Below are 25,601 nucleotides of genomic sequence, written 5' to 3' on the forward strand. Positions count from 1 at the left end.
CGGAAGTCAAGCGCAACGGAGAATTCGCCCTTCGGCAGCTTCCAATGTGCATCGGTCAGCACCGATCACCTCAATGCTGATCAAGATACAGCTTCGCCTGACGCACCTCCGGCCGAGCGGTGTCCGCGTCTCGCGTGAGCACAACGAGCTTTCCGTAGTAAAGCTTCGCCTTCTGTCTATCCTGCGCCAGATCCGCCGCCGTCGCCGCACCATACAGGCCGCGCAAGCGGTTGGGAGTCGCCTGCATCGATGCTTCATATTCCTTCAATGCATCGGCAGGCCGCTTCAGATCGAGCAACATCTCGCCCAGTTGTTCGCGCATCGGGTAAAGCCGGTTCTCCATCGCAACATTCTTCTCACTCCCGTCCTCCAAGTCGGCCGCGGCGCGCATCTGCTTCAGCGCGTCTTCATCCTTGCCCTGGGCATGAGCCAGCCACGCGGAAGCGGCCAGGATCTGAACCTGGACCTGCTCGGCCCAGTAAGGCTGGCCCGACTGTTCGAGTTTCGCGCGCAACTGCGTGAGCATGTCGATGTTCGTCTGCGCCATGTCCGCCTTGCCGCCGCGAGCACAGCCCAGCGCGCGGGCAAAGTACGTGATTGCCTCGGCCTGCGGCCAGCGGCTGCCGCGCGGCTCCAGCGCAGCCGCTTCTTGCCAGGCGCCGCGCTCGAGCGCATAGCGTGCCGGGACGGCTTCCAGCCCGGTATAGGTCACCAGTCGGTCGAACGGAAATTTCGTGGCGGCATCGGCGTCGTCGCGGACCTGCCTTGCGCGCGCGTCCTGGCCCAGCTGCAGATACGCATACTCCATGAAGTCCCATGAATGGGGCGCCGACGGGTGGGTGGCGCCCGGCCAGCTCCTGGCGGCTTCTTCGCGCATCACCTTCAGCGCCGCTTCGTTCGATTTGACGGACGCGGCCCACATGCCGAGCATCGAGTAGATGTGCGAAGGCATATGCACGGCGTGCGGCGCGGCCGGCGCGATCTGCGCGTATTTGTCGGCGAACGGCAATCCACGCTGCGCGAGCGGTGAATAGTCGTAGCTGTGGATCAGGTAATGCGCAATACCGGGATGGTCGGGCTGCTCACGGTAGATCTTCTCCAGGATCGCCGCCGCCTTGAGTTGATTGGCGTACGTTTTGTCGCTGGGCGGCGCGGCCTCGTCGAGTGCGAGCGCGTAGAAGATCGCGGCCTCCGAATCGCCGGGATATTTCTGCGTCAAGCGCGCCATGGCGTGCTCGTATGCCGACGTGCGCTGACTTTGGGGGACCTTGTCGTAATCTTTGTAAAACGCCTCGGCCGCGAGCAGCCAGTCACGCTCCCGTTCGGTCTTGGGGCCCAGCGCGAGGCCTTTCTCCACCGCATCCGATCCGCGCTTGAGCGCCGCCTCGTCGAAAGGCGGAACCAGCGGATTGGGAGGCTGGGCCATCGCAAGGCCCCAATACGCGATCGCACATTGCGAATCGGTCTTGATCGCGGCCTCGAACGCCTTGAGCGTCGCAGGGTAAAAGAACGAATGCAGCATCGCCAATGCCTGCTCGAACTGGACTTGTGCCGCCGCGCTGCATGAAGTCGGGAACTTCACCGTGCCGAACTTCCCGCCCTGCGGCTGCCCAGCGACGTGGTCTTCGTGCTGGGCGAGCACGGGAGCGGCTGCGAGGATCGCGAGCACGCATGCGCTGATTCGCTGCTTGTGATTCATCATGACCTCCTCCGCAGGGCGAAGGGTGTGACGAGACTCTTTTGTTTCTAGTCAACGCCGGTAACCGCCAACACGCTCGGAAACCCTAGGGTCTGTTTACATACGGAACGCGCATGCGAATGCCCGAAATCGCTCGGAGGGCAAGGAGTACGGAGCGCCGTTTGGCCGAGCCAAACAAGCGACGCGCGACGCCGCCATACGGGCGATTTCGGGCATTCCCCTGGAATGGTTTTTCAATTTGGGGTTGCCACGAGAACGGCCGCTCGCCGCGTTGCGCTCCTTGGCGATACGTCCAGTATTCGCGGCGTCGCGCGCCTCGCGAGCGGCCGTTCTCGTGGCAACGCATGCGCGTTCCGTATGTAAACAGACCCTAAGGCGCTATTGCGAAACCAATCAGATGATGACTTGAGTTGGCTCCGGCAAATCAAGGAGCACGCGAACGGGATGCCTTGCGCGTCAACAATGAGGTGGTGCTTGCTGCCAAGCTTGCGCCGGCCCGTCGGATCTTCCCATGCAACCAGCCGCCACCGGCAAGCCGTACCTGAGCCGCAACCCATCTCTTGCGCAATCAGATTCCAGGCGATTTTATAGTGCCAGAACTTATTTCTCCCACTATTTGGCACGGTTTTTATTGTTTGAATTATTACACTTACAATTTCAATTTCATATTTTCAGATACCGGCACAAGCGACTTGATCCACCGGCCCAGCTTCTCATGTTGCTTGACAAAAGCCTGTGCGCCGACAAAAATGAAATGCAAAATTCCCCTATTTTATCGGTATCCCTTATCGATCCGCGAGGGCGGAAGATGATTGATCCGGGCCAACGACCACGCGGCGGTTGGCGATACCTATCCGTCTTGATAGGTGCGAATTTACTTCGCATCTCAATTGCATTGAGAGTCGGGCCAGCGACAAACAGAATGTTTTTTGAATAAATGGTCGCAGCCGGCGCAAAGAGCTGATTCAACCTTGCTGAAAAAGCCGATGAAATTGCGCCGGTGTTCATTTCCATTCCATGTCACTTCGGGGGCAGGCAAAACATGAGTTCCGACCATATCGACTCGCCCGATAGCCATGCACGGCGCCTTTCGGTTTTCCTGAAAGGCAGTTCCAGAATCCTCGAGTTCTCGTCGATCACGCTGCTGGGTACCGGCATCGGCCCGGAGCTCTGCGACTTCTTCATGAAACAGCTTGGCCAACGACGCTTCGATGCGTGGAGCGAGCGCCTTGCTGCACTGCCACCGGACGGCCCGGGCAAGGCGCAAAAAGTCGCAGCGCTGCTCGCCGATCCCGAGGATGGCCCGCTCACCCGCAAACTGATGTACGCGTGGTACACCGGCACGTGGAGCGCGCCGCCCGGCGACACGGACCGCGTGATTTCATCGCGCGCGTACCAAGAGGCGCTGGTTTGGCCGCTGATCGGCGCCCATCCGGGCGCCGCAAAGCAACAGGGCTGGGATTCCTGGTCCCGGCCGCCGTTCCCGTCGCCGTTACGCTGACACCGCGTCGCCGCTGTGCACGCCAGCACGTGCGCAGCAACACACCTTACGGTGCACGTCGCCGCAAATACCGCCGCGTGTCTGTCACCAGGTACAGCGTGCCTCCAAACCGGGGATTCAGATGAAGATCGAAGCTGCTCAAACTGCACTGGCGCGCCGCTACGACGCCGTGATCGTCGGCGCGGGCGTTTCCGGGGCGATTCTTGCAAAGCGTCTGGCCGAGCACGGCCGCCGCGTACTGTTGCTCGAGGCGGGTACCGGCTCGGGCCTGAACTTCACGCACTACACCCAGTTTCTGGAGACCTTCTACCAGGCATCGATCAAGATTCCCCAAGCGCCTTATCCGAACAACCCGAACGCGCCGCAGCCGACTGAGCTGCAGACCACAATTACAGGCCCCGGCGACCCGGCCGCCGACGGCTATTTCGTGCAGCGCGGCCCGCACCCCTACCGTAGCTCTTACACGCGCTATACCGGCGGTACCACGCTGCACTGGCTGGGTACGTCGCTGCGCATGCTGCCTGACGACTTCCGTATGCGTTCGCTCTATAACGTCGCGCAGGACTGGCCGCTGCAATACGAGACTTTTTCGCGCTACTACGAAGAGGCGGAACGCGAGATTGGAGTGGCGGCGAATGTCGAAGAGCAGGCCTATCATGGCCAGTTCTTCCCGCACGGCTACGTGTACCCGATGCATGGGCTGCCGCAGAGCGTCGTCGACCAGGCGATGGCCGCTTCGCTGCGAGGCCACACCTATGAGGTCAACGGCGACCTGCATCCACTCGACGTGACGTCAACGCCGGCCGCGCGCAACGGTGTGCCGAATCAGGCCTATGACGGCGGTAAGGGCTACCAGCCCGTTGGCTCCGTCAGCTCGCGGGCGGTCGGCCATCGATGTATGGGCAATAGCAGCTGCGTGCCGATCTGCCCGATTCAGGCCAAGTACAACGCAATGAAGACGCTGGTGGCGAGCCCGGGCGACTTGGTGACACTCGTCACGCAATGCGTCGCCAGCGAGCTGCTGATCGACCCGGATACCAGCCGCATCACCGGCGTGCGCGTGCAGAGCTATGCGAAGCCCGACGATCCGCAGCATCAGACCTACGTTGCACGGGGCGACGTGGTGGCGCTGTGCGCGGCGCCGGTCGAGAATGCGAAACTGCTGCTCGCCTCGGGCGCCGCGCGCAGTAGCGGCCTCGTCGGCGTTGGCTTGATGGACCATCCGGTCTTCCTGAGCTGGGGGCTGTTGCCGAACCAGGTCTGGCCGTTCCGCGGGCCGCTTGCGACCTCCGGCATCGAAGGGCTGCGCTGGGGCAGCTTCCGCAACCGCAACGCTTCGTTTCGCATCGAGATCGGCAACGACGGATGGGCATGGCCGACCGGCGCGCCGGGCGCCGATGTGCAGGAATTCATCGACAAGGACGCGCTGTGGGGACGCGATCTGCAGCGTGCGCTGATCGATCGCATCACCCGCCAGGTTCACCTGTCGTTCCTCGTCGAGCAATTGCCGGAACCGAGCAACACCGTGACGATCGACAACCGCTATCGCGACGTGCTCGGCAACCACCGTCCGGTGATTCACTACGACATCAGCGAGTACACGCGCGGCGGCTTCGCGCTGGCCAGCCAGGTGCTCGAACGCGTATTCGGCTTGTGCGGCATCGAAGACCATACGAAGTTCTTCGACGATCATCCCCGCTTCGACTACGGCCACACGCATTTCAACTACCAGGGCGCCGGCCATTACATGGGCGGCCACCGGATGGGTAGTCATCCGAAGGACTCGGTCGTCAACGCGGATCTGTGCAGTTGGGATCACAGCAATCTGTACCTGGTGGGCTGCGGCAGCATGACCACCAGCGGCACGTCCAATCCGACGCTGACCGCCGCCGCGTTGAGCTGCCTCGCCGCGGACCGGATCGACACGGCACTCGGCCGGTACCCGCAGGCCATCACCGGAGTGACCGCATGAAACTGCTCGAACAAGTCCGCATGCTGGACGACTATAGGAGCGCGAAGGTGCGTAGCGCTTACGACGCCGAGCATGCCGATCTGCCGGCCGCGTTACCGCGGCCCGGTCTCGATACCAACATTCCGACGCTCGATCGGAGCTTCCGCGAACTGGCCGAGGCGATCGGTTCGACCACCTTCGCCGCCGACCGCGCCGATCTGCTGAACGATTTGCAGCAGGCGCTCAAGCTCGAGCATGCGACCATTCCGCCCTATCTGACCGCGCTGTATACGCTGGCGCCCAAGAGCAGCTGGCAGGCGCTCGAGGTGCTGCGCTCGGTGGTGGTGGAAGAAATGCTGCACCTGACGCTGGTCGCCAACGTGATCAACGCGTTGGGCGGCACACCGCGCACCGACGAAGCGTCGTTCATGCCGGACTATCCGTCGCCTTTGCCGCTCGACATCGACGGCATCGTCGTCAGCCTGTTCGGCTTTTCGCGCGAGGCGGTCGAGCAAGGCTGCGCCATCGAGCGGCCGGCGGCGATCCGCCCCGAGGTGCTGTTCGCGGCGCGGCCCGCCAGCGGCGCGATGACGATCGGCGAGTTCTATCTACGCGTCGAAGCGAAACTGCGCGCGCTGGTCGACCGCTATGGTGAAGCACTGGTGTTTAGCGGGCGTCCGTCCCGGCAAGTCACCGCGGACTATTACTACGACGGCGCCGGCGCAGCGTTCGCGGTAACCGATATCGTCTCTGCGCTGCTGGCGCTGCAGACGATCCGTGAGCAGGGCGAAGGCGTCAGCGACACGATCTGGACCGGCAATCGCGAACAGTTCAAGGGCTTTCCGGAGGTCGCGCATTACTTCCGCTTCAGCGAGCTGCTGGCGGGCCGCGAGTATCAGTGGAACGATACGGTCGAGACGGGCCCGCGTGGCGCGCACTTCGAGGTGGACTGGGGGGCCGCGATTCCGGTCAAGCCGAACAGCAAGCTTGCCGATTACCTGCACGCGCCTGAGATTTACGCAACCGCCGAGGCGTTCAACGTCGCCTACTGGGATTTTCTGCGCATCATCCAGCGCGCGTTCAACGGCGAACCGGCGCTGCTGCAGCAAGGCATCGGCAACATGTTCAGGCTGAAAGACCTGTTCCAGCGGCTCGTGAACACGCCGCTGCCCGACGACCCGCAAGGGCGGCATGCGGCGCCGACCTTCGAGTATGCTCCGCCGTCTTCTTCGGCGACGCGATAGCTGGCTTGCTTCGAACAGGAGATCGGCACGCCTGCGAACCTGCCTTCCATGACCGGGAATCCCCGATTCAACGCCGTTAACTTTCCTTTCTGGTGAAAAAATGCAAGAGAGCATTTCAGCGACAGCATTCACGGTGCAAGCGAATCAATCCTGGCAGTCGACCGGGATCACGCTCGACGGCAGCGTCGGTGTGACCATCGCCTATCAAAAAGGATTGTGGACGGCAGATCCCCAGACCAATCATGGCGAGTACTACGACGCCAACGGGTGTCCAGGCTATCCGATCAACGGCGACGAATTTGCGAGCTATCCGCTCCACGACGGCCAGCTCGAGGGTGCGCTGGTCGGGCGCGTCGGCGAATCGGGTACGCCGTTCCTGATAAGCGACGGTCCCACGCCAGTCCCGCAAGGCCAAAAGGGCACACTGCAGCTCGTCATCAATGACGATCTGACGGGCGCGCACGGCAATGGCCTGACTGACAATGAAGGCAGCGTTACCGTATACATCTATCCCACCAACACCGCTCCCGACCTGTCCGCGCCGCTGGTCATCGATCCGCCGCAGACGGTGCCGGGCATCCCGGCCACTAACCTGTTGGGGCCGCTGCAGTATTTGCTCGGCACCTGGACCAACCAGCAGCTCGGAAACTCCGGCAAGGGCGGCCCCGAAGCGCCGTTCTCGTACAATGTGATGCCGTTGCCGCAGGTCGATCCCACCTCGCCCCAGCACTATATTCTCAAGAACTCCAGTTATTACGAAGAACTGACCTTTACCGCGATCCACGGCCCGGTTCTCAATCGCGGCGGCATCGGGGCACAGGTCGCCTATACCGTGTTTTACTCGCAGCGCGTCTATTTCGCAGAAGGCCCGAATAAGGATGCGCTGGTCCATGCCGAGAACGGCTCGCTGCTGCTGTTGGGCGACCTGCCGCAGCAACTCGGGCCGTACGGCAACGGCAACCTGCCGGGCCTGGGCAATCAAGTCGTCGCGAACAGCGTTCCGCCCACGCAGGCGTTCAACCTCGTCAAGCAGGTGGCGGTCCCGCACGGCAATTCGGTCCTTGCCCTCGGGTCTTATACCTATGGGAGCGGCGCCCCCGATATTCCGGCGGCGACCGTGCTGCCGACGGGTGTTGACACCGCGCCTTACTACGCGCAGAGCCAGGTGTCGAACCCGAATCCGGCATACACGTTGAACCCGAACCAGGCGCTGGTGGACGCGCTTGAGATTCGAGAGCCGGACGCTTACATCAAATTGAACGTCAGCTCGGCCAACGGAAACGGAGCCGTTACCAATATCGGCTTCGAACAGCAGCACGCGAACGTCGCCGGCTACGACTTCACCTATTGGCTGGAAAGCCTGGATCAGGGAAACAGCTATACCCAACTGCAATACAGCCAGACCATCACCCTGAAAATTCCGATGGCTGGCAATACCGTGTCGTTCCCTCATGTGACGGTGAACACGTTGACCAAGAAGTCTTCGTGACCTCCTGACGAGGATACGACACGCATGTCCGGTCTCCGTCCCGCAAGCGGAGACCGGCTGCCGTGCAAGTAACCGTTCCATCGTCCATCAAGTCAGGAAGTCAACACCCTCTCGAAGACGTCAACAGACCTCATTCGCGATTTCTCAACAGCTTCCAGGCTAGACCATGATGAGACCGTGCCGCATCCCCTGCATGACGGCCTCGGTGCGGCTGCTCGCGCCGAGCTTGCCGAAAATGGACGACAGGTGAAACTTCACCGTGTTGTCCGAGATGTCGAGTTGGCGCGCGATCTCCTTGTTGCCGAGCCCTTCGGCAAGCATCGTCAGCACTTCGATCTCGCGTGGGGTGAGCATTTCGACCAGCGTCGCGGATGCCGTCTGGCGAGGCGCCTTGGGCTGCGCCAGCAGCCGGGCGAGGGTCTCCGGGGACAGCACGCAAAGGCCCGCGGCCACGGCCTCGATCGCGGCGGTGATTTCGCCGGGCGTCGCCCCGCGCGGCAGCAGCGCGGTGGCGCCGCCCGCCAGCGCGTCATGGATCCAGTCGCCGTCCGCGTCGTCCGTGAGCAGGACGAGCGCCGGCATCGCGGGATGACGGTCCGCTCCCGACATCGGCCAGTCGCCGGCCTGCGGCTCCAGCTCGACCAGGACCACATCCGGCCATTCGCCGGCAAAGCGGTCGGCTATCGCCGCGGCGTCGGCCGCGCTTCCCGCGAAATCCAGCGTCGGCGTGGCATCGACGAGCGCCTGCAGGCTTGCGCGCGCCTGCGACGAGGCGGCGACGACGGCGACCCTGAGCGGACTCATCGGTGTCATCCCGGCATTCGGCATGCGACGCCTTGCATGATTCTCAGCAGCATGAATTCCGTTGCGGGCGTTCGCCCACCGTGACCGTGCACTCGCTGCGCTCGCCGCCGCGGATCAGCCCGATCTTCAACGACTGTCCGATGCGCTCGCCGCCAAGTGCGGCATGCACGTCGTCCATGTCGCGGCACGGCTGGCCGTCCAGTTCGATCAGCACGTCTCCGATCAGCACCCCGGCCTGCTCCGCAGGCCCGCCCGCCGCAAGCGACACCACCAGCAGCCCGCGCCCGGAAGCCAGATTCAGTTTCGTCACCCATGCCTGCGGCAGGTTCACCGTCTGGGTGCCCACGCCAAGGTAGCCGCGCGAGACACGCCCCTTTCTCGACAACTCGTCGCACACGCGCGCCACGGTCGAGGCCGGAATCAGCATGCCCGTGCCAGGCGCGAGCGCCGACGTGCACAGCCCCATCACGCGACCCTGCATATCCGCCAAAGCTGCACCGGAGAAACCGGGGCGCAGTCCGCCATCCAGTCGCACGAAAGCATCGAACTGGCCGCCTCGCCAGGTCCGCCATGGACCGCCTGCCGTGCCCACGACGCCGAAATCCGCGCTGGCGCCGAACCGGTCCACGCGCGCCACCGCGAGCACCAGATGGCCGGCCTTGAGCGAACGCGCGTCGCCGGTCTCGACCGGGCTCGACGCCACGTCGCCCATCCTCAGCACGGCCAGGTCGGTGCCGGGATCCCGTCCGGCGAGAACGGCCGCCACGGTGCGGCCATCGGCCAGGCTGACTTCAATGCCTTCTTCGTACCTGAGCGTATGCGCGGCCGTGACCACCACGCCCGGTTGCCAGATTACTCCACTGGACGGAAAGCGGTGCCGCCCGTGCACCGCGACGACACTCTGGCCAACGCGCTCGGCGATGGCCGCCAGGTTGGCGGAAAGATCCTGCAACGGATTTCCGCTGGGGGTTGGGGTTTCCATGTGACGACTCCTGCCATGTGCTGCGTGAATCGATGTCTCGCTCGGCCGCTCCGCCCGAGACGACGCGCAGGCAAGCGCAGACGCGTGGATTCACGATGACAGGCGCGCGACGCACGCGCACCACCCTGATGGGTAGCCTGCGCGTCTGGCCGCTTGTTCATGGCCTTCGCGCCATGCGAGCGACCGTAACGCCCCGGATGCGGCGCGGCTTCCCGTCCCGCCTCGCCGGTTGAATATAATTCATGAGACTTCAATATTTGATGCATGACCTGCGAACGGAGGCCGACTCGTGAAGGTTGGGATTCTCGGTGGGGGCGGAGAAGTCGGCGTCGAACTAGAGACAATTCTGTATCGGCATCTCCAAATCATCGGTACTGTGATGAAATCGCGTCCCCAAGCGGAAAAGCATGCAATGGTGCGGCGATTCCGGGAGCACTGGCTTGACGACTTCTCGAACGGTGTGGAGCTGGAACCCGTCGTGGACAGTACTTTTCCGCTTGAGCGAGCTGCAGATGCGCACCGGCGCATGGAATTGGCGGAGAACGTCGGCAAGATCATCCTGACCACGGATGCCGAAAGCCGCGAATAAACGGGTAAAGAGTCGAGCGCACTGCGCGGGAGCGTTGCGGTGCACTCGACTACAGAGCCGTTATCGATTGGCGGCCGCGGAGCTATTTCTGCCTCAGTTGCGGGATGCGGCCACCTTTTCTGGCGTAACCTGGCCCGTTTTTCCGCTGAACTGCGCGATCGCATAATTGGCCACCGCTGCAATCTCGACGTCGTTGTATGCGGCGCCAAACGCAGGCATTGCCGCTGCCGGATCATCACCACGGCTGCGTGAGCCATCAAGTAGCAAACGTACGAGATTGTCACCCGCCGGGTCGCTGAGCGCATGCGCGCCAACGAGACCTGCGCGCTTCGATTGCTGTCCAGTCCCGTCGTAGCCGTGACAGCTCGCGCATGCTGCTTCGAACACGCGCTTTCCGATAACATCACCGCCAGCCCCGGGAGTCCAGCGCGTCGACTGAACTATTGACGGTGACGCAACGGAGACGGTCGCTGCCGCATCGGTGCGTCGTGGCGGTACCGTGCGCAGGTAGGTCACCATATCTTCGATGTCACGCCGCGGCAACTGGCTAAAACTCAGTTCGACCGCCTCTCGCATACTACCTGATGCGGCACCGTGCCCAGTCGCATGTCCTGTCGACAGGTAATCGGCAAGATCAGAATCGCTCCATCTACCGATTCCCGTGTCCGGGTCTGGCGTAATATTCCAGGCTTTCCAGCCATCCACGATGCCACCCGACAATGTCTCCGACGTCTTCGACGCGAATAGAAAATTTCTCGGCGTATGACATTCGCCGCAATGTGCGAGGCCATTCACGAGATAGTTGCCGCGATTCCACGACGCGCTGCGTGCCGGATCAGCAGTGAATGTCTTCCTGTCAAAGAACAGCAGCTTCCAGCCGCGCATCAAACGACGCTGGTCAAATGGAAATGCAAGGTTATTCGATGGCGACGATGTATGAACCGGTTCGATCGTTGCGAGAAATGCCCGGATCGCCAATGCATCATCGTTCGAAAGCTTCGCATACGACGTGTATGGAAAGGCAGGATAGAGATCCTCGCCATGCCGCCCCACACCTTCTCGTAGCGCCCGAACGAATTCAGCATTGCTCCACGCACCGATACCATAATCACGATCGGGCGTTATATTGGGGGCAAATATCGTGCCGAATGGAAGCTTGAAGCTGGCACCTCCCGCGAATGGTCGACCACCGGGGACCGTATGGCACGCGGCACAATCCGAGGCCGTAACCAGGTAACGCCCACGCGCAATCAATGACTCGCCTTGCGGCAATGCTTTGCTTGGCGAGACTTGCTCCAGTCGGTGCGGCCAGAAGAATATTGATACCGCCCCAATCAACACAACGGTACTTGCGGCGATTGCAGCTGCCCATTTCTTTTGACGGAGCATCATGCGCCCCTCCCCCCGAACGCCGAAATGGTCGGTGCACGTCGGCTTTCCCCCTTGACCACAAGCGCCTGTCGTTCAATCGGCAGATCGCGCAAGCGCACTCCGGTTGCAGCAAAAACGGCATTGGCAAGTGCCGGCGCTGCGGAGACCGTGCCAACTTCGCCGAGGCCGCCCGGCGACGCCTCGCTGGGCACGACAATTACCTCGAACGGTGGCACTTCGTTCATGCGAATCTGTCGGTAATCGTGGAAGTTGGTCTGCTGAACGACGCCTTTGTCGATGGTGATCTCGTTGTAGAGCGCGGCCGAGAGGCCGAACAAGACACCGCCCTGAATCTGTGCTGCGACGCTGTCGGGATTAACGGCAATACCGCAATCGATGGCCGCTGTCGCTCGGCGCAGTCGGATTTCGCCTTGCGGATCCACCTGGATTTCGACGATAAGTGCGGTGTGCGAGCCGAAGCTGTCGTGCAGCGAGACGCCGCGACCGCAGCCCGGCGGCAGCGGTTTGCCCCAACCGGCTGCCTGTGCCGCCTTATCGAGCACTGCAAGCGAGCGTGGGTTTTGACGCAAGAGCGCGCGGCGGTATTCGACCGGATCGCGTTTTGCGGCGTGCGCAAGTTCGTCAATAAAAGATTCGACGACAAATACGTTATGGGTCTCGCCCACCCCGCGCCACCAGTTCAACGCTATAGGTCCATCCTGCCGGACCCAATCCGAACGCATCGCTGGAATTTCATAAGGCAGCTCCGCGGCGCCCGCGACTGCGTCATGATCAAGTTGCCCCTCCGGCCACGGTTTGCGATCGTAGTATGTGCGGACGGTCGAGCATCTCGTACGGTGTATCCACGCGAACGGCAAGCCGTCAGCGCCCAGCGCCGCTGCAATAGTGTCGTGATACGCCGGACGAAAGCGATCGTGTTGGATATCCTGTTCGCGTGTCCAGATCATCTTTAGCGGATACCTTACCTGCCGCGCAAACCGCACTGCTTGCTCAATCGTATCAACCGCCAGCCGGCGTCCGAAACCTCCACCGATCAGGTGATTGCGCACGACGACCTGTTCGGGAGAAAGTCCCGTAATCTCGGCCGCAACGGTGCGGGCGATTTGCGGCACTTGCGTACCGACCCAGATATCGCATCCATCAGGTCGTACATGAACCGTCGTGTTGATGGGCTCAAGCGCGGCATGTGCCAGGTACGGCAACGTATAGACTGCTTCGATCCGGCGGTCGCCCGCTTCGTCCAGCTTGCGCTCCGGTTCACCTGTTTGCTTGCCGAGAATGGGTAAGCCACGCGCATCGCGGAGCCGGCGCGCCAGTTCGCTCGATGTTAGCGTAGCGTTGGGACCTGCATCCCACTCGATCTTCAACTGGTTCAACGCACGGCGCGCGGTCCAGTAATTTTCGCCAACTACTGCGACGGCATCGTCGATTCGCAGTACATCGACCACGCCAGGCATCGAGCGCACTGCATGATCGTCGATATGACGAACCTTGCCGCCAATAGTCGGGCACATCGTGAGAGCTGCTACACGCATACCCTCGACGTGCACATCAATGCCGAATGTAGCAGTTCCATTGACCTTGGCTGGCGTGTCTACACGCTTGACTGGCTTTCCGATCAGCGTGAAGCGTGAGGGCGGCTTCAGAGATACATGTGTCGGCATTGGCTGCCGGCGTGCGGCCGACGCGACAGCGCCGAAAGATAGCGTACGGCCCGTCGGAACGTGCGTAATGATCGCGCGTGCCACTGAGCATTCGGTCGCAGGAACGCGCCACCGCTGCGCCGCGGCACTGACCAGCATCATGCGTGCCGCAGCACCTGCATTCCGCAACGGAGTGAAATAGGCCCGGACAGATGTCGAGCCGCCAGTGGCCTGCGCCTTCAAAATCGACTGAGTATAGGCATGGGCATCAGCCGGCGCCATCGCAACCTCTACCTGGTCGAGTCCGACTTCCAGTTCCTCAGCTAGCATCATCGCTTCGCCGGTAGCAATGCCCTGCCCCATCTCGACGCTCGGCACCACGAGCACGATGCGGCCGTCCGCGCCAATGCGAATAAAGCCACTTGGGACGAAGCCGTTGAAGCCTGTACCAGCTGCGTCTAGGGCACCGATGGCCGCGAGGTCAGGCTCGATTGTGAACGCGCGCGCCGGTTTAGCAATGGCAAAGCCGACCAGCAATGCGCCTGCAGTCAGGAATCGACGGCGCGCAACATCGGGCAGCGTCGTCTCGTCGACAGGTCCGTACGTTTTCATGTGGCTGCCTTAATTGCTGCGCGAATGCGCGGGTAGGTGCAGCACCGGCATAGATTCCCGGACATGGCTGCATCGATGGCTGCGTCGTCGGGATGTGGATTGCGCGTCAGGAGCGCTGTAGCCGACATGATTTGCCCGGATTGGCAGTAGCCGCACTGAACGACCTCAAGCTTGAGCCAAGCAGCCTGGACTCGCTTGCCGATATCGGTTTCGCCGATTGCTTCAATCGTGGTGATGGGTCCGTTGACGGCAGATACTGGCAGAAGGCACGACCGCACCGGATTGCCATTCAGATGGACGGTACATGCGCCACACTGACCGATACCGCAGCCAAACTTCGTGCCACACAGTCCGACAACCTCCCGTAGTGCCCATAGGAGCGGCATATCCGGAGGAACGCGAAGTTCGGTGTGCTGCCCGTTGATCACGAGCGAAGTAACCGGCCATGACGAAATTGCTTTCTTGTCCGGTGATGACGCTTGCTTTCCCATCGAGAATTTTCCTTGTTCAGCGGATCCGCTCCATCACGCATCAGTTCGAACTATGGTCGTGAGCCGCGACTTGTTTGGGTCAAGGTGGACGTGGACAGACTACGGAAGTCGATGGAAAAACTCCTGAACCAGTCTGAAATATTCCTGAATTAATCAACCGATCCGTAGTTCCGGGAATGGTTAAACCATAATCTGCGAGGCCGCTCAAATAACGCGCAATCGTGTGCAATGCGTCACATCGTGCGCACCAGAATGGGCAATGCTCAATGCTCGAGCAACACCCGGTGAGCCGTACTGACCGCACGACACGTTTCTGAACTCGCCCGGGTTGACGCCGGACGCGGTGAACGCGATTCGGCAACACGCGAAAGCATCGGATTGACGCGGAATCCATTCAGTATCCGCGCCGCGTCGCGCTCACGGCGCCGCATACCAGCCGCAGCGCAGCGTCGGTCGGCGGCGTTTCCGCGAGACCGTCCAGCACCGTGAAATCGTGAATCGTCCCGAGGCAGCGCACGGCGCTGACGCGCACGCCCGCGAGCATCAGCTTGCGCGCATACGCTTCGCCGCCGTCGCGCGCGACGTCGCTTTCGGCGGTGACGATCAGCGCAGGCGGCAGATCTTCCAGATCGGTGTAGTTCGCATCGAGCGGCATCGCGAGCTCGTCGTCGACGCCTTCGGCCGAGACGTGTGTGTCCATGAGCCGCCGCAGCACCTCCGCGGTCAGGCCGGGGCCGTCCGCGTATGTCGTTGCCGAGGCGGTCGTCGCGTCCGCGGACAGGATCGGGCACAGCAGGATCTGCAGCGCGATGCGCGGGCCGCGTCGCACCTTCGCGAGCAACGCGACCGATGCCGCGAGATTGCCGCCCGTGCCGTCGCCGGCGACGACGAGCGCGTGCTCGTCGACATTCCATGCACGCGCGTGATCGTGCAGATACGCGAGCGCGGCGAGCGCTTGCGCGTTCTGCGTCGAAAAGCGCACAGCCGGCGCGGGCGTGTAATCGACGATCACGACGGTTGCGCGCGCATCGGTTGCGATCCGGTGCGCGACGCGCTGGCAGCGCTGCGCGCCCGAGCCGCCGCTCGCGCGAGCACCCGGCAGATACAAAACGGCGGGCGACGGAACGGACAGCGCCTGACGCGGGCGCACGACGCGTATCGTGAATGCCGGGCCCGCCGCGTTGGCCTGCAGCACCGCTTCCTCGATCGGCGTCGCGTGCGTACCGTCGCCTTCGACCGGGTCCGGCAACCATTCGGCCGGAAACGCCGCTTCGGCCGCATGATCGAGAAACGACTGCGTTTCGGCATCGAGCACGGGATACGAATCGGCCGATCTGATCAATGGCAATGCGGGCTGCCCGGACGGACGGGCGGACGCGAAATCGTTCATGAGACGGATATCCGATGACGGTGGGTTGCGTGTCGATCGCGACCGCGAAGGGCCGTCGACACACGAAATTGTCATCGCGATACGCGCGAGAGCGTCAGTTAACCTTTGCTAAGAGGCGTTAACACCGCGTCCGGCCGCCTTGCCGGACCATCACGGCTGAACGCCGCGCATTTCCGCCGCTTCCCGCAAATGCGGCTGAAACCACGACGGCACGTCGAGCCGCCCGGCTTCGATCAGTGCCGCGATACTTCCGGCGTCGCCGGCGCGCGCAAACACTTCGAGCTGCATCGCGGTCGCGCCTGCGGTGGACACCGGTCTGCCTTCATGAACGGCCTCGAACCCGTCGCCCCATTTGTCCCAGTGCGCGAGACCGCGCCGGCGCGTGCGCTCGCGCAGCCGCGCAGTCCATTCGCGCGCGGGCGCCAGGTCGCCCTCCCACGTCGCGACGGCGATCGAGCCGATTGCGAGGCCATAACAGACGGTCAGATCGTGATCGATCGCGAGCGCCTGCGCCGCGCAGTCGCGCGCCAGCGCCATCGCAGCGCCGGTCTCGCCCTGCAGCCACAGAATGCGCATCAGCACCGACATCGCGGCGATATGCGCGTCGACCTGCGCGTGGTTCGCATGCGTCGCGCGCACCGTGTCTTTGTCGCGCGCCATCACCGCTTCGATCAACGCACGCGCGGTGTCGTGGTCGCCGAGAAAGTGATGCGACAGCGCGCACATCCGCTCGCCGGTTTGCGTCGTCGGCACATCGCCGGTCCGGACGGCGGTCGCGCGAAATGCATGCGCATGTTCGAGACTTTCCGCATACGCGCCGGCGAGCGTCCGGTGCGCCCACACGCCCCACAGCGTGCGCATCGCCAGCCGATCGTCGCCGAGGCGCTGCGCGGCGACCCGCGCGGCGTCGAACGCGTTCGCCATGTCGGCCGTCGGCCCGCGCGTATGCCACAGCGCGTGACCGTACGCGGCCAGCAGCTCGATATGCTGTTCCTTGCCGGCCAGATCGGAGTGCTCCGCCGCGGCGATCGCGCGTTCGGCCATCCCGAGAAACTCGTAAGGCAGCGAAAGATGAAACCACAGCGGGGCAGTCGCGATCAGCAGCTCGATCGCGAGCTTCGGATCGCCGCCCCGGCCGGCCGCCCAGTCGAACGCGGCACGCACGTCGTCGATCTGCCGGCTGTGGACGGCGAGCCACTGGCGCGGCGCTTTCCCCTCCCATGCGGCGGCCGGATCGGCAAAGATCGTGCAGCAGTACAACGCATGGCGGCGGCATGCGTCGTCGAGTTCGCCGGCCTCCTCGACGCGCATGCGCGCGTAGTGGCGCGTAGTGTCGAGCAGCCGATACGCGTGGTCGGGACTGTCGGGCGCGCAAGCGATCAGCGATTTTTCGATCAGACCCGTGACAGCGTCGAAGACGGCCAGATCGTCGAGGTCGTCGCCGCCCGCGACGGCGGCGGCCGCGTCCATCCCGAACGCCGCGCGTATCACCGACAGGCGGCGCAGCACGCGGCGCTCCTGCGGCTGCAGCAATTCGTAGCTCCAGTCGAGCGTCGCGCGCAGCGTCTGCTGGCGCGGCAGCGCGGTACGGCGGCCCTGCGTCAGCAGCGCGAAGCGGTCGTCGAGCCGCGCGGCGATCGATTGCACGTCCATCAGCCCGACCCGCGCCGCGGCGAACTCGATCGCGAGCGGGATGCCGTCGAGCCGCCGGCAAATGTCGATCACGGCGCCCAGGTTCGCTTCGCTCAACACGAAGCGGTCATCTGCCGCACGCGCACGGTCGTGGAACAGCGCGACGGCCGGGAATTGCGCAGCCTCGTCGAGCGTCATGCGCGCACCCGTTTCCGGCGCCGGCAGCGCGGCGAGGCGATGCACCGACTCGCCTTGCGCACGCAGCGGTTCGCGGCTCGTGACGAGCAGATGCGCGCCGGGCGCGCCCTGCAGCAGTTGCTCGGCGAGCGCGGCCGCAGCGTCGATCAGATGCTCGCAGTTGTCCAGCACCAGCAGCACGGACGCGTTGCCGAGCGCCTGAACGAGGTCGGGCATCGGGTCGCCGCTGGAGACGGCGACGCCGAGCGCCGATGCAATCGTGCTGGCCGCGCTGGCCGCCGCGGACACCGGCGCGAAATTGACGAACACCGCGCGCATGCCGGTTTGCCGCGCGAAACGATGCGCGACCGCGACGGCCACCGTGGTCTTCCCCATTCCGCCCGGGCCGGCGATCGTCAGCAGGCGCCGCTCGGGCAGGTGCGCGGCGAGTCCGGCGATCACTTCGTCGCGGCCGATCACGCGCGCAAGCGTGACCGGCAGCCCGCTCGATACGGCGCACGACGCGTCGACGGGCTCGGTCCGCAAACGCGAACCCGCCGCCTCCATCCGCGTGACCGGCGCCGCGAAACGGTAGCCGCGGCCGGTCTCGTTGACGATGTAGCGGACGCCGTCCGCCCCGTCGCCGAGCACCTTGCGCAACGCCGACAGATGCACGCGCAGCGCGCCCTCCTCGACGACGCTGTCCGGCCACACGCTGTCGCACAGGCTGCGGGTCGACACGCGTTCGCCCGCGTGCTCGAGCAGCACGACGAGCACGTCGAGCGCGCGGCTACCGATTTTCAGCGGTACGCCGTCCTTCGACAGTGCGCGTTGCGGGAACTGAAGCGTGAATGGGCCGAACGCGAGGCCGTACGGGGCTGTCATCGGGGTAGAGTCGCGCGGGGTTGGGTGTCGGCGGTACGCGGCCGGCGCACGCGCGGCGACACGGAAAATCCCGATCATCGCGCAAAACCGACGCGCGCGCGCTTAAAAGATCTTAAAAGCGCCGTGCACCGGGCAGCCCGCGACGATCGCCGCCCGTCTACCGCGCCGCCTTGCAAGTCTTAACAAGTCGTAACTGGCCGCCGGCGCATCGGCCCGCCAACATGAGCGTCATGCAAGTCAAACGTTGAGCGGAGATCGACATGGAACGTCTGAAAGCGCTGGAAGTATTCAAGGCAGTCGTGGATCACGGCAGTTTCACGCGGGCAGCCGACGCAACCCATATGGGCGTACCGTCGGTGAGCCGCGCGGTGCAGGACCTCGAAACGATGCTGGGTGTGCAGCTGTTCAACCGGACCACGCGCAAGGTCGCGCTGACCACCGCCGGTCATGCGGTGCTCGAGCGCGTCGCCGGCGTGCTGGCCAGCTATGAAGACTTTGCGCGCGCCGGCAGCGACGAAGCGGGCGATTGCGCGGGCAACATCCGGATCGAGGTCTCGACGATGTTCGACACCGGCCGGCTCGCATCGGTGCTGGTGCGTTTCATGCGTGCATGGCCGAAAGTGCGCGTCGACGTGCGGCGCGTCGATCACCAGACCGACGCGCTCGGCGACCTCGCGGACCTCGCAATCGTCGTCGGCCGCGCCGCGCCGCCGTCGTGCATCGCACGTGCGCTCGCCGACGTGCCGCTCGGCCTCTATGCAAGCCCCGCGTGGGTCGAACGCGTCGGCGCTGTCGCGCACCCGCGCGACGTTCAGCCGGAATCCTGCCTCGCGACGGGCGCGCAGCAGTCGATGTGGACGCTCGTCGATGAACGCTCCGGCGAGCACGCGACGCTCGCCGCGCGCGCGGCGCTGCGCACGAACTGCCCGCATGCGCTCGTTGCAGCGGCTGTCGACGGCGAAGGCGTCGCGATCCTGCCCGAGCATCTCGCGCACGCGCCGGTCGTTCGCGGCGAACTCGTGCGCGTGCTCGATGCGTGGCAGGTCGAGCCGCTCGACGCGTGCGTCGTCTACCGGTCCAGGCGCAACCTGCCGGCCCGCATCCGCAAGCTGACCGACTGCCTGCTCGACGCGTTCGGCGAGCCGCGCGACGACCCCGGCGCGACCGCCTATGCCCGGCAAGGTGGCCGAATCACGGCGACGCACGCGCAGCCGACGTCGTGCGCTGCTTGACGGCTGCCGGTCTCGAACGAAACGTATGGAGAAAACGACCATGATCGATCTCGCTCAATGTCTGCTGGATGTATCCGCGCGCTATCTCGGACTGACGATCGAGCGCTGGATGGTGACGGCCGGCGCCGATGCCGACCCCGCAAGGTCCGCGCGCGTCGGCGACCCGGCAGACGGCGATTTTTCGTTGCACGCGCCGCCGTCGCGCGCAGGTACGATCGGACACGCCGTTCGCCAGCCTGAGTTCATGTGAATTGTTGTGAATTCCGTTGAGGAAGTACGTTTACCGACGCTACCATGACGTCCCGCCCACTTATCTGAAGAAGATCGGCGTGCCGTCGCTGATCCTGCACGGCGACGACGACCAGATCGTGCCGATCGGCGATTCGGCGCGCCTGTCCGCGAAGATCGTCAGGCATGCGCAGTTGAAGATCGTCGAGGGCGGCTCGCACGGGCTGTGCGTCGTCAACGCGGATCGGATCAACGCGGAACTGCTCGCATTCCTGCAGGCACAAGCGCGCTGCGCGTCGCGGCGGCAGCGATGCCGTAGCGACGCGGCGTTCAGTTTTTTCAGGAAAATTAAGGCGGCCGCGACGCGCGACGGTTACGGCGCGCGCACGGGCCGCAGTAACATCCCGATCAGCGCGCCGGCGACCGCCAGCGCCATCGCGACACGGAAGTTGTCGGCCAGCGCGAGCGTCGTCGCCTGCACGCGCACCGTGCGATCGACGAGCGCATACGCGGCCCGATTGCTTGCCGCGAACGTCACGCCATGCGCAACCAGCGACGCCGCATCGGCCTGAAGCCGTTCCAGCGTCGCCGGGTTCGACAGCGAAACATGCAGACCGACGAGATTCGAATGGGTAGCCTCCATGATCCGCTGAATCACCGCGATCGACGTCGTGCCGAGCTGCCCGCTCAGCAGACGCGTGGTCTGCACGACCGCGCCGAACGTCAGCGCATGCTCGGCCGTCACGTGCTTGCCGAAGAAGAACACGACGGACGTGAGCGCCATCGTCTGCCCGAGCGCCTGCAGCAGCTGCGACGGGATGAAGTCGGGCTCTGCCCACACCGGCGTCAGATTCGACCCGAGCGCGAACGCGATCGCGACCATCGCGAACCCCGCGACGATCAGCCGGCGCGCATCGACGCGTTGCAGCAGCAGCGCGACGCACGGCGCGAACAGCAGCTGCGGTATCGCGATCCAGCGCAGCGTATCGCCGATCTGCAGCGGACGCAGCCCGTAGGTGCTCGCGAGAAACAGCGACGGGATGAAGCTCGTATTGAGCACCGTGAAGCGCACGAGCCCGACGAGCACGATCAGCAGAACGACGTTGGGGCGCACGAGATAGCCGAGATCGAGCCCCGCGCGCGGCGACGCGAGCTCGTGGATCAGGAACGCGGCCACCATCAGGATGCCGATGCCGAGCAGCCCGACGATCAGCGGCGACTGGAACCAGAACAGCCGCTCGCCCTGATCGAGCGCAATGCACAGGCACGTGAAGCCGCCGGCGCCGAGCAGCATCCCGCGCGCGTCGATGCCGGTCGCGAAGCGCTTGATCGGCTCGTTGGACAGCGACAGCATCAGACAGACGATGAACGGCACGGTCAGCAGCGCGTTCTGCCAGAAGAGCCACCGCCAGCTCAGGTGTTCGCTGTACCAGCCCTCGAGCGTCGCCGACAGGTTGAGCGACATTTCGAGATTCATCGCATAGGCGGCGATGCCGAACGGAATGAGCCGCGGCGGCAGCGTGCGGACGACGAACCCGACGGTCAGCGGCACGAACACGCCGGATGCGAGCCCGGCGACCGCCTGGAGCACGATGAACGTGCCGAACGTGCCGGACAGCGGCAATACGCTTTCGGCAACGAGAAACACGAACGCGCCCGCGAGCAGCACGCGGCGCGTGCCGAATACGTAGGCCGCCGCGATCGCGAGCGGCCCGACGAACATCTGCGACGCGGTGAACGCGGTGTTGATCCACGCGCCTTCGTCGAAGCCTACGCCGAGCGCGCCACGCACATCGGCGAGCCCGAGCGACGTGATCCGCGACGTCAGCGTCGCGATGATCGCGCCGAGCAGCACGGCCGCGATCGCGGCGATCGAACGGAATGTCGGTATGTCGGAAGCCGGGCCCGCGGCCGGCACCGGCATCGCACTACCGGTAGCGAACGTCGTGTTCATGGTCGAGCGGCTCTCCTGTATCAAGCTCGCGCAAGCATAGCGCGATGCAACGAACCTTGTCCGTACGATGGAGTGTGCCGACCTTGAATACAATCTCCCCCGACACCCCGCGCGCGCCGCTCGCACGCTCGCGCAGGCGGACCATCGCGTTGATCGCCGTGCTCGCGCTGCTGCTCGTCGCGCTGCTCGTCTACGAGTTCGATGCGCGCGATCGCGGCACCGACGACGCGTACGTGACGAGCCATCTGCACGTGATCTCGCCGCGCGTAGCCGGCACCGTCGAGCGTGTGCTCGTCGACGACAACCAGTTCGTGCGCGCAGGCGCGCCGCTCGTGCAGATCGACCGGCGCGACTTCGACGTACGCGTCGCATTGCAGCGCGCGCGGGTCGCGCAGGCACACGCCGACGCGACCCGCGCGCACGCGGCGGTCGAACAGGCCGATGCGACGCTCGTGTCCGCGCGCGCCGATGCCGAGAAGGCCGACCTCGATTACGCGCGCGCACGGGAGCTGACGCGCGAGACGCCGCGCGGATTGTCGAAGCAGGAGTTCGACGCGGCCGACGCCGCGCGCAAGTCCGCGCACGCGCGGATCGCGGCCGCGGACGCGCAGCGCCGCAGCGCGCTCGCCGCGCTGCAGGCCGCCGATGCGGTATCGAGCCAGAACGATGCGGCGTTGCGCGATGCGCTGCTGCAGCTGCAGTACACGACGGTCGTCGCGCCGTCCGACGGCTACGTCGGCAAGAAGACCGTCGAGACCGGCGAGCACGTCGCGCCCGGCCAGGCGCTGCTGACGCTCGTCGCGCCGCATCCGTGGATCGTCGCGAATTTCCGCGAGACGCAGCTTCGGCACGTGCGTACCGGCGACGCCGTGCGATTGCGCTTCGATGCGCTGCCCGATCGCACGTTCACGGGTCGCATCGACAGCCTGTCGCCGGCCACGGGCGCGCAGTTTGCGCTGCTGCCGCCCGACAACGCGACCGGCAACTTCACGAAGGTCACGCAGCGCGTGCCCGTCAAGATCCTGCTCGACGGGCCGGCCGCGACCGAGCCGCGGATCCGTCCCGGGCTGTCGGTCGTCGTCACGCTGCAACGCGGTCGCGAATCCCGATGAAGCGCACGCTCGCCCTGCTCGCCGCCAGCCTGCTGGCCGCATGCACGATCGCACCGCAGCCGCTTGCGCCCATCGCGGTCGAGCGCGACAGCTTCCACCATGCGGACACGTCGACCGCATCCGGATCGTCGCTGGCCGGATGGCCCGCATCGTTCGGCGATCCGCAGCTTGCGACGCTCGTCGATGCCGCGCTCGCGCACAATGCGGACCTACACGCGGCCGCCGCACGCGTCGATCAGGCGCAGGCGCTGCTCGGCGTGCGCGAAGCCGCGCTCGCGCCGACCGTCGGCGTGAGTCCTTCGTTCAGCCGCTCGCGCGTGTCCGGCACCGTCGACAACGCGCTGCCGAAGCGCACGATGCACAATTGGTCGGTGCCGGTCAGCGCAAGCTACGAAGTCGATCTGTGGGGCCGGCTGCGCGGCGACGCGGACATCGGCGCGCAGAACCTGCTGCAGGCCGCTGCCGATCGCGATGCGATGCGCGTGCGCGTCGCGACCGAAGTCGCAAGCGACTATCTGACGCTTCACTATGTCGACGAGGATCTGGCGGCGCTCGACCGCGCGATCGGGCTGCGGCGCACCGCACTCGACGTAATCGCCGCGCGCGTGCGGGCCGGCGCGGCGAGCGACCTCGATGCGCTGCGTGCGGCGGCCGATCTCGACACCGCGCGCGCCGAACTCGCCGACAGCCGCCGGCTGCGCGAGAATCTGGTCGATGCGCTCGCGGTGCTGACCGGCGTGTCGCCGACCGCATTCGATGTCGGCCCGACCGCCGCCGCGTTGCGCGTGCCGAACGTGCCGCCCGGCCTGCCGTCCGCGCTGCTCGCGCGACGCCCCGACGTGTTCGCCGCCGCGCGGCGCGCCGACGCCGCGTCGCTGGAGCTGGGCGTCGCGCGCACCGCATGGCTGCCGACGCTGACGCTCACCGCACAAGGCGGCTTCGCGAGCCGCGATCTCGGCTCGTTTCTCGATCGCAACAGTTCGCTGTGGGGGCTCAGCGCGAGCGTCGCGCAGACGCTGCTCGACGGCGGCAAGCGCCGCGCCGCGGTGGACGCCGCGCGCGCCGGCACCGACATCGCCGCGGCGAACTATCGCGCAACCGCGCTCGATGCGCTGCGCGAGGTACAGGACGCGCTGAACGACATCGCCGCGCAGAAGGAGCGCATCGCACGCTACGACAGCGCGGCGCGCGCGACCGACGCCGCCGCGCGCCTGTCGCTGAGCCGCTATGGTCACGGCTACGTCAGCTATCTGGAAGTGATCGATGCGGATCGCGATGCGTTGAATGCGCGACGGCAACTGATTCACAGTCGTCAGGCGCTCGCGACCGCGACGGTCGGCCTCGTGCGTGCATTGGGCGGCGGCTGGACGCCGCCGGATTGATCGCACGAATCCTCGATGCGCGGCGCGACTTGCGCGTCAGCCGCGCGCGCCGACCGGCTCGACGCCGAGCGCTTCGGCCTTGCGCACGAGGTCCGGCAGCGCGCGCGCGCCTCTTCTTCATCACCTGCGTGCGATGCACCTTGATTCTGAAGCGACCCGTAGACTGCAAAGGGTACAAGAAGGGGGCGGATATCCGCGCCTGACAACGAAGCTCATCGAAACAACGCGCGCCGGACTAGCGGAAAGAGCCGCTGGCGGGCGCGTTTCGACGCAAAGCCCTCAGATCCCGCAGAAAGAACGTCGTCGCGACAATCGGGAGCATGCAACCATCGCGACCGCGTGCTCACGCGCGCACGAACGCGAGCAGCTCTTCGTTCAACCGGTCAGCGTGCGTCAGATACAGCGCATGCGGGCCACCCTCGTAGACGCTCAGCTGCGCATGCGGCACGCACTTCGCGGTGGCCGCGCCCGTCAGCGCGAGCGGCACGGTCTGGTCGTCGTCGCCGTGAATCACGAGCGTCGGCACGTCGAACTTGCCGAGGTCGGCGCGAAAGTCCGTCTCGGAGAATGCACGCACGCAGTCGATCGTTCCCTTTAGCCCGGCCTGCAGCGCCATGAACGTCGTCCAGTCGAGCGCCGCGCGCGAGATTGTCGAGCCCGCGCGGTTCGAGCCGGTGAACAGCGGCCAGAAACTCTCGAAGAATGCCGCACGATCGGCCAGGATGCCTGCGCGGATGCCGTCGAATACCGCGACGTCGACCCCTTCGGGATAATCGTCGCGCCGCGCAATCAGCGGCGTCACGGCGCCCATCAGGACCACCTTCGCAAGGCGCCGCGTGCCGTGCCGGCCGATGTAGCGCGCGACTTCGCCGCCGCCCATCGAGAAGCCGACCAGCGTCACGTCGTGGAGGTCGAGCGTATCGATCAGCGCGGCCAGGTCGTCGGCGAGCGTGTCGTAGTCGTAGCCGGTCCACGGCTGGCCGGAACGGCCAAAGCCACGCCGGTCATACGCGATGCAGCGAAAGCCGCGGGCCGCCAGATGATGCATCTGGACGTCCCACATGTCGGCGTTCAAGGGCCACCCGTGAATGAAAACGACCGGTCGTCCGGCGCCCCAGTCCTTGTAGCGGATCGAAACTCCATCGGATGTCGTGAGCATGTTCATGTACGTGTTCCTTAAGGGTTGAGGCGTCCGCGGCCCGGCATAGCGGC

The 25,601-nt window shown here is 65.0% G+C and carries 19 protein-coding genes and 3 pseudogenes; 11 read left to right on the forward strand and 11 right to left on the reverse strand.

Annotation, left to right across the window (positions count from 1 at the left end; translation table 11 throughout):
- Positions 1-70: 70 nt before the first annotated feature.
- Together KY49_RS32660 and KY49_RS36605 are read right to left on the reverse strand one after the other, a co-directional pair.
- A complete protein-coding gene (locus KY49_RS32660; protein WP_063840500.1) occupies positions 71-1,702 on the reverse strand; it encodes a hypothetical protein in 1,632 nt (543 codons plus the stop codon).
- 422 nt (positions 1,703-2,124) lie between these two features.
- A pseudogene (locus KY49_RS36605) lies at positions 2,125-2,283 on the reverse strand (IS5/IS1182 family transposase); the annotation flags it as partial.
- On the opposite strand from KY49_RS36605, the gene KY49_RS38355 reads away from it, so the two are divergent.
- The 5 genes from KY49_RS38355 (at position 2,211) to KY49_RS32680 (ending at position 7,884) form a co-directional block, all read left to right on the forward strand.
- Complete coding sequence (locus KY49_RS38355) at positions 2,211-2,636, forward strand: hypothetical protein (protein WP_177313300.1); 426 nt, start codon at positions 2,211-2,213, stop codon at positions 2,634-2,636. The pseudogene KY49_RS36605 and the gene KY49_RS38355 overlap by 73 nt on opposite strands.
- A 105-nt stretch (positions 2,637-2,741) precedes the next feature.
- Positions 2,742-3,200, forward strand: coding sequence for a hypothetical protein (locus KY49_RS32665; RefSeq protein ID WP_042588385.1), 459 nt, complete (start codon positions 2,742-2,744; stop codon positions 3,198-3,200).
- 121 nt (positions 3,201-3,321) lie between these two features.
- Positions 3,322-5,172, forward strand: coding sequence for a GMC family oxidoreductase (locus tag KY49_RS32670; RefSeq protein ID WP_042588386.1), 1,851 nt, complete (start codon positions 3,322-3,324; stop codon positions 5,170-5,172).
- Positions 5,169-6,395, forward strand: coding sequence for a ferritin-like domain-containing protein (locus KY49_RS32675; RefSeq protein WP_052495820.1), 1,227 nt, complete (start codon positions 5,169-5,171; stop codon positions 6,393-6,395). The genes KY49_RS32670 and KY49_RS32675 overlap by 4 nt, the downstream gene beginning before the upstream one ends.
- A gap of 100 nt (positions 6,396-6,495) precedes the next feature.
- On the forward strand, positions 6,496-7,884 hold the full coding sequence (locus KY49_RS32680; protein ID WP_197083629.1) for a heme-binding protein: 1,389 nt from the start codon (positions 6,496-6,498) through the stop codon (positions 7,882-7,884).
- A 159-nt stretch (positions 7,885-8,043) separates the two neighbouring features.
- Here the strand turns inward: KY49_RS32680 and KY49_RS32685 are convergent, their stop codons facing one another.
- On the reverse strand, positions 8,044-8,712 hold the full coding sequence (locus KY49_RS32685; RefSeq protein WP_042588387.1) for a helix-turn-helix transcriptional regulator: 669 nt from the start codon (positions 8,710-8,712) through the stop codon (positions 8,044-8,046).
- A 19-nt stretch (positions 8,713-8,731) separates the two neighbouring features.
- Positions 8,732-9,670 carry a S1C family serine protease gene (locus KY49_RS32690; RefSeq protein WP_042588388.1) on the reverse strand — a complete coding sequence of 313 codons (939 nt, stop codon included), beginning with the start codon at positions 9,668-9,670 and terminating at the stop codon, positions 8,732-8,734.
- 271 nt (positions 9,671-9,941) lie between these two features.
- Between KY49_RS32690 and KY49_RS36610 the strand changes: the two are divergent.
- A pseudogene (locus KY49_RS36610) lies at positions 9,942-10,259 on the forward strand (zinc-binding dehydrogenase); the annotation flags it as partial.
- Between the two features lie 93 nt (positions 10,260-10,352).
- On the opposite strand, the gene KY49_RS36615 reads toward KY49_RS36610, so the two are convergent.
- From KY49_RS36615 to KY49_RS32705, 5 genes are all read right to left on the reverse strand, one after another.
- Positions 10,353-11,651 carry a cytochrome c gene (locus KY49_RS36615; RefSeq protein ID WP_231636610.1) on the reverse strand — a complete coding sequence of 433 codons (1,299 nt, stop codon included), beginning with the start codon at positions 11,649-11,651 and terminating at the stop codon, positions 10,353-10,355.
- The gene (locus tag KY49_RS32695; RefSeq protein WP_042588389.1) at positions 11,648-13,906 is read right to left on the reverse strand and encodes a xanthine dehydrogenase family protein molybdopterin-binding subunit; all 2,259 of its coding nucleotides are present in this window, start codon (positions 13,904-13,906) and stop codon (positions 11,648-11,650) included. The genes KY49_RS36615 and KY49_RS32695 overlap by 4 nt, the downstream gene beginning before the upstream one ends.
- Positions 13,903-14,397, reverse strand: a complete 495-nt coding sequence (locus KY49_RS36620; RefSeq protein ID WP_071738658.1) for a (2Fe-2S)-binding protein — start codon at positions 14,395-14,397, stop codon at positions 13,903-13,905. The genes KY49_RS32695 and KY49_RS36620 overlap by 4 nt, the downstream gene beginning before the upstream one ends.
- Positions 14,398-14,791: 394 nt before the next feature.
- Positions 14,792-15,787 (reverse strand): alpha/beta hydrolase fold domain-containing protein, encoded by a 996-nt coding sequence (locus KY49_RS32700; RefSeq protein ID WP_042588390.1) that lies wholly within the window; start codon positions 15,785-15,787, stop codon positions 14,792-14,794.
- Positions 15,788-15,937: 150 nt separating this feature from the next.
- Positions 15,938-18,481 carry an ATP-binding protein gene (locus tag KY49_RS32705; RefSeq protein ID WP_042588391.1) on the reverse strand — a complete coding sequence of 848 codons (2,544 nt, stop codon included), beginning with the start codon at positions 18,479-18,481 and terminating at the stop codon, positions 15,938-15,940.
- A 260-nt stretch (positions 18,482-18,741) separates the two neighbouring features.
- Here KY49_RS32705 and KY49_RS32710 point away from each other — a divergent pair, with 260 nt between their 5' ends.
- From KY49_RS32710 to KY49_RS38925, 3 genes and pseudogenes are all read left to right on the forward strand, one after another.
- Entirely contained in the window at positions 18,742-19,713 is a 972-nt protein-coding gene (locus KY49_RS32710) for a LysR family transcriptional regulator (protein ID WP_042588392.1), read from the forward strand.
- Between the two features lie 40 nt (positions 19,714-19,753).
- Positions 19,754-19,963 carry a hypothetical protein gene (locus tag KY49_RS32715; protein WP_059886676.1) on the forward strand — a complete coding sequence of 70 codons (210 nt, stop codon included), beginning with the start codon at positions 19,754-19,756 and terminating at the stop codon, positions 19,961-19,963.
- Between the two features lie 64 nt (positions 19,964-20,027).
- Positions 20,028-20,222: pseudogene (locus KY49_RS38925) on the forward strand (alpha/beta fold hydrolase); the annotation flags it as partial.
- Positions 20,223-20,314: 92 nt separating this feature from the next.
- Here KY49_RS38925 and KY49_RS32720 read toward each other — a convergent pair.
- Entirely contained in the window at positions 20,315-21,895 is a 1,581-nt protein-coding gene (locus KY49_RS32720; RefSeq protein ID WP_042588394.1) for an MFS transporter, read from the reverse strand.
- 44 nt (positions 21,896-21,939) lie between these two features.
- Here KY49_RS32720 and KY49_RS32725 point away from each other — a divergent pair, with 44 nt between their 5' ends.
- Together KY49_RS32725 and KY49_RS32730 are read left to right on the forward strand one after the other, a co-directional pair.
- Positions 21,940-23,007 (forward strand): HlyD family secretion protein, encoded by a 1,068-nt coding sequence (locus tag KY49_RS32725; RefSeq protein ID WP_231636611.1) that lies wholly within the window; start codon positions 21,940-21,942, stop codon positions 23,005-23,007.
- Positions 23,004-24,389, forward strand: coding sequence for an efflux transporter outer membrane subunit (locus KY49_RS32730; protein WP_042588395.1), 1,386 nt, complete (start codon positions 23,004-23,006; stop codon positions 24,387-24,389). Before KY49_RS32725 ends, KY49_RS32730 begins: the two co-directional genes overlap by 4 nt.
- Positions 24,390-24,732: 343 nt before the next feature.
- Here KY49_RS32730 and KY49_RS32735 read toward each other — a convergent pair whose 3' ends face one another.
- Positions 24,733-25,554, reverse strand: a complete 822-nt coding sequence (locus KY49_RS32735) for an alpha/beta fold hydrolase (protein WP_042588396.1) — start codon at positions 25,552-25,554, stop codon at positions 24,733-24,735.
- Positions 25,555-25,601 lie beyond the last annotated feature (47 nt).

Source organism: Burkholderia sp. MSHR3999 (assembly GCF_000833595.1).
Taxonomy (GTDB): domain Bacteria; phylum Pseudomonadota; class Gammaproteobacteria; order Burkholderiales; family Burkholderiaceae; genus Burkholderia; species Burkholderia ubonensis.

Bases quoted from the DNA above. Each gene is read 5' to 3' on its own strand.
- KY49_RS32665 (WP_042588385.1), top strand. From the start codon at position 2,742: ATGAGTTCCGACCATATCGACTCGCCCGATAGCCATGCACGGCGCCTT.
- KY49_RS32720 (WP_042588394.1), bottom strand. From the start codon at position 21,895: ATGAACACGACGTTCGCTACCGGTAGTGCGATGCCGGTGCCGGCCGCG.
- KY49_RS36620 (WP_071738658.1), bottom strand. From the start codon at position 14,397: ATGGGAAAGCAAGCGTCATCACCGGACAAGAAAGCAATTTCGTCATGG.
- KY49_RS32685 (WP_042588387.1), bottom strand. From the start codon at position 8,712: ATGCCGAATGCCGGGATGACACCGATGAGTCCGCTCAGGGTCGCCGTC.
- KY49_RS32710 (WP_042588392.1), top strand. From the start codon at position 18,742: ATGGAACGTCTGAAAGCGCTGGAAGTATTCAAGGCAGTCGTGGATCAC.
- KY49_RS32695 (WP_042588389.1), bottom strand. From the start codon at position 13,906: ATGAAAACGTACGGACCTGTCGACGAGACGACGCTGCCCGATGTTGCG.
- KY49_RS32660 (WP_063840500.1), bottom strand. From the start codon at position 1,702: ATGATGAATCACAAGCAGCGAATCAGCGCATGCGTGCTCGCGATCCTC.
- KY49_RS32690 (WP_042588388.1), bottom strand. From the start codon at position 9,670: ATGGAAACCCCAACCCCCAGCGGAAATCCGTTGCAGGATCTTTCCGCC.
- KY49_RS32700 (WP_042588390.1), bottom strand. From the start codon at position 15,787: ATGAACGATTTCGCGTCCGCCCGTCCGTCCGGGCAGCCCGCATTGCCA.
- KY49_RS32735 (WP_042588396.1), bottom strand. From the start codon at position 25,554: ATGAACATGCTCACGACATCCGATGGAGTTTCGATCCGCTACAAGGAC.
- KY49_RS32715 (WP_059886676.1), top strand. From the start codon at position 19,754: ATGATCGATCTCGCTCAATGTCTGCTGGATGTATCCGCGCGCTATCTC.
- KY49_RS32670 (WP_042588386.1), top strand. From the start codon at position 3,322: ATGAAGATCGAAGCTGCTCAAACTGCACTGGCGCGCCGCTACGACGCC.
- KY49_RS32705 (WP_042588391.1), bottom strand. From the start codon at position 18,481: ATGACAGCCCCGTACGGCCTCGCGTTCGGCCCATTCACGCTTCAGTTC.
- KY49_RS32730 (WP_042588395.1), top strand. From the start codon at position 23,004: ATGAAGCGCACGCTCGCCCTGCTCGCCGCCAGCCTGCTGGCCGCATGC.
- KY49_RS36615 (WP_231636610.1), bottom strand. From the start codon at position 11,651: ATGATGCTCCGTCAAAAGAAATGGGCAGCTGCAATCGCCGCAAGTACC.
- KY49_RS32725 (WP_231636611.1), top strand. From the start codon at position 21,940: ATGCAACGAACCTTGTCCGTACGATGGAGTGTGCCGACCTTGAATACA.
- KY49_RS32675 (WP_052495820.1), top strand. From the start codon at position 5,169: ATGAAACTGCTCGAACAAGTCCGCATGCTGGACGACTATAGGAGCGCG.
- KY49_RS38355 (WP_177313300.1), top strand. From the start codon at position 2,211: ATGCAACCAGCCGCCACCGGCAAGCCGTACCTGAGCCGCAACCCATCT.
- KY49_RS32680 (WP_197083629.1), top strand. From the start codon at position 6,496: ATGCAAGAGAGCATTTCAGCGACAGCATTCACGGTGCAAGCGAATCAA.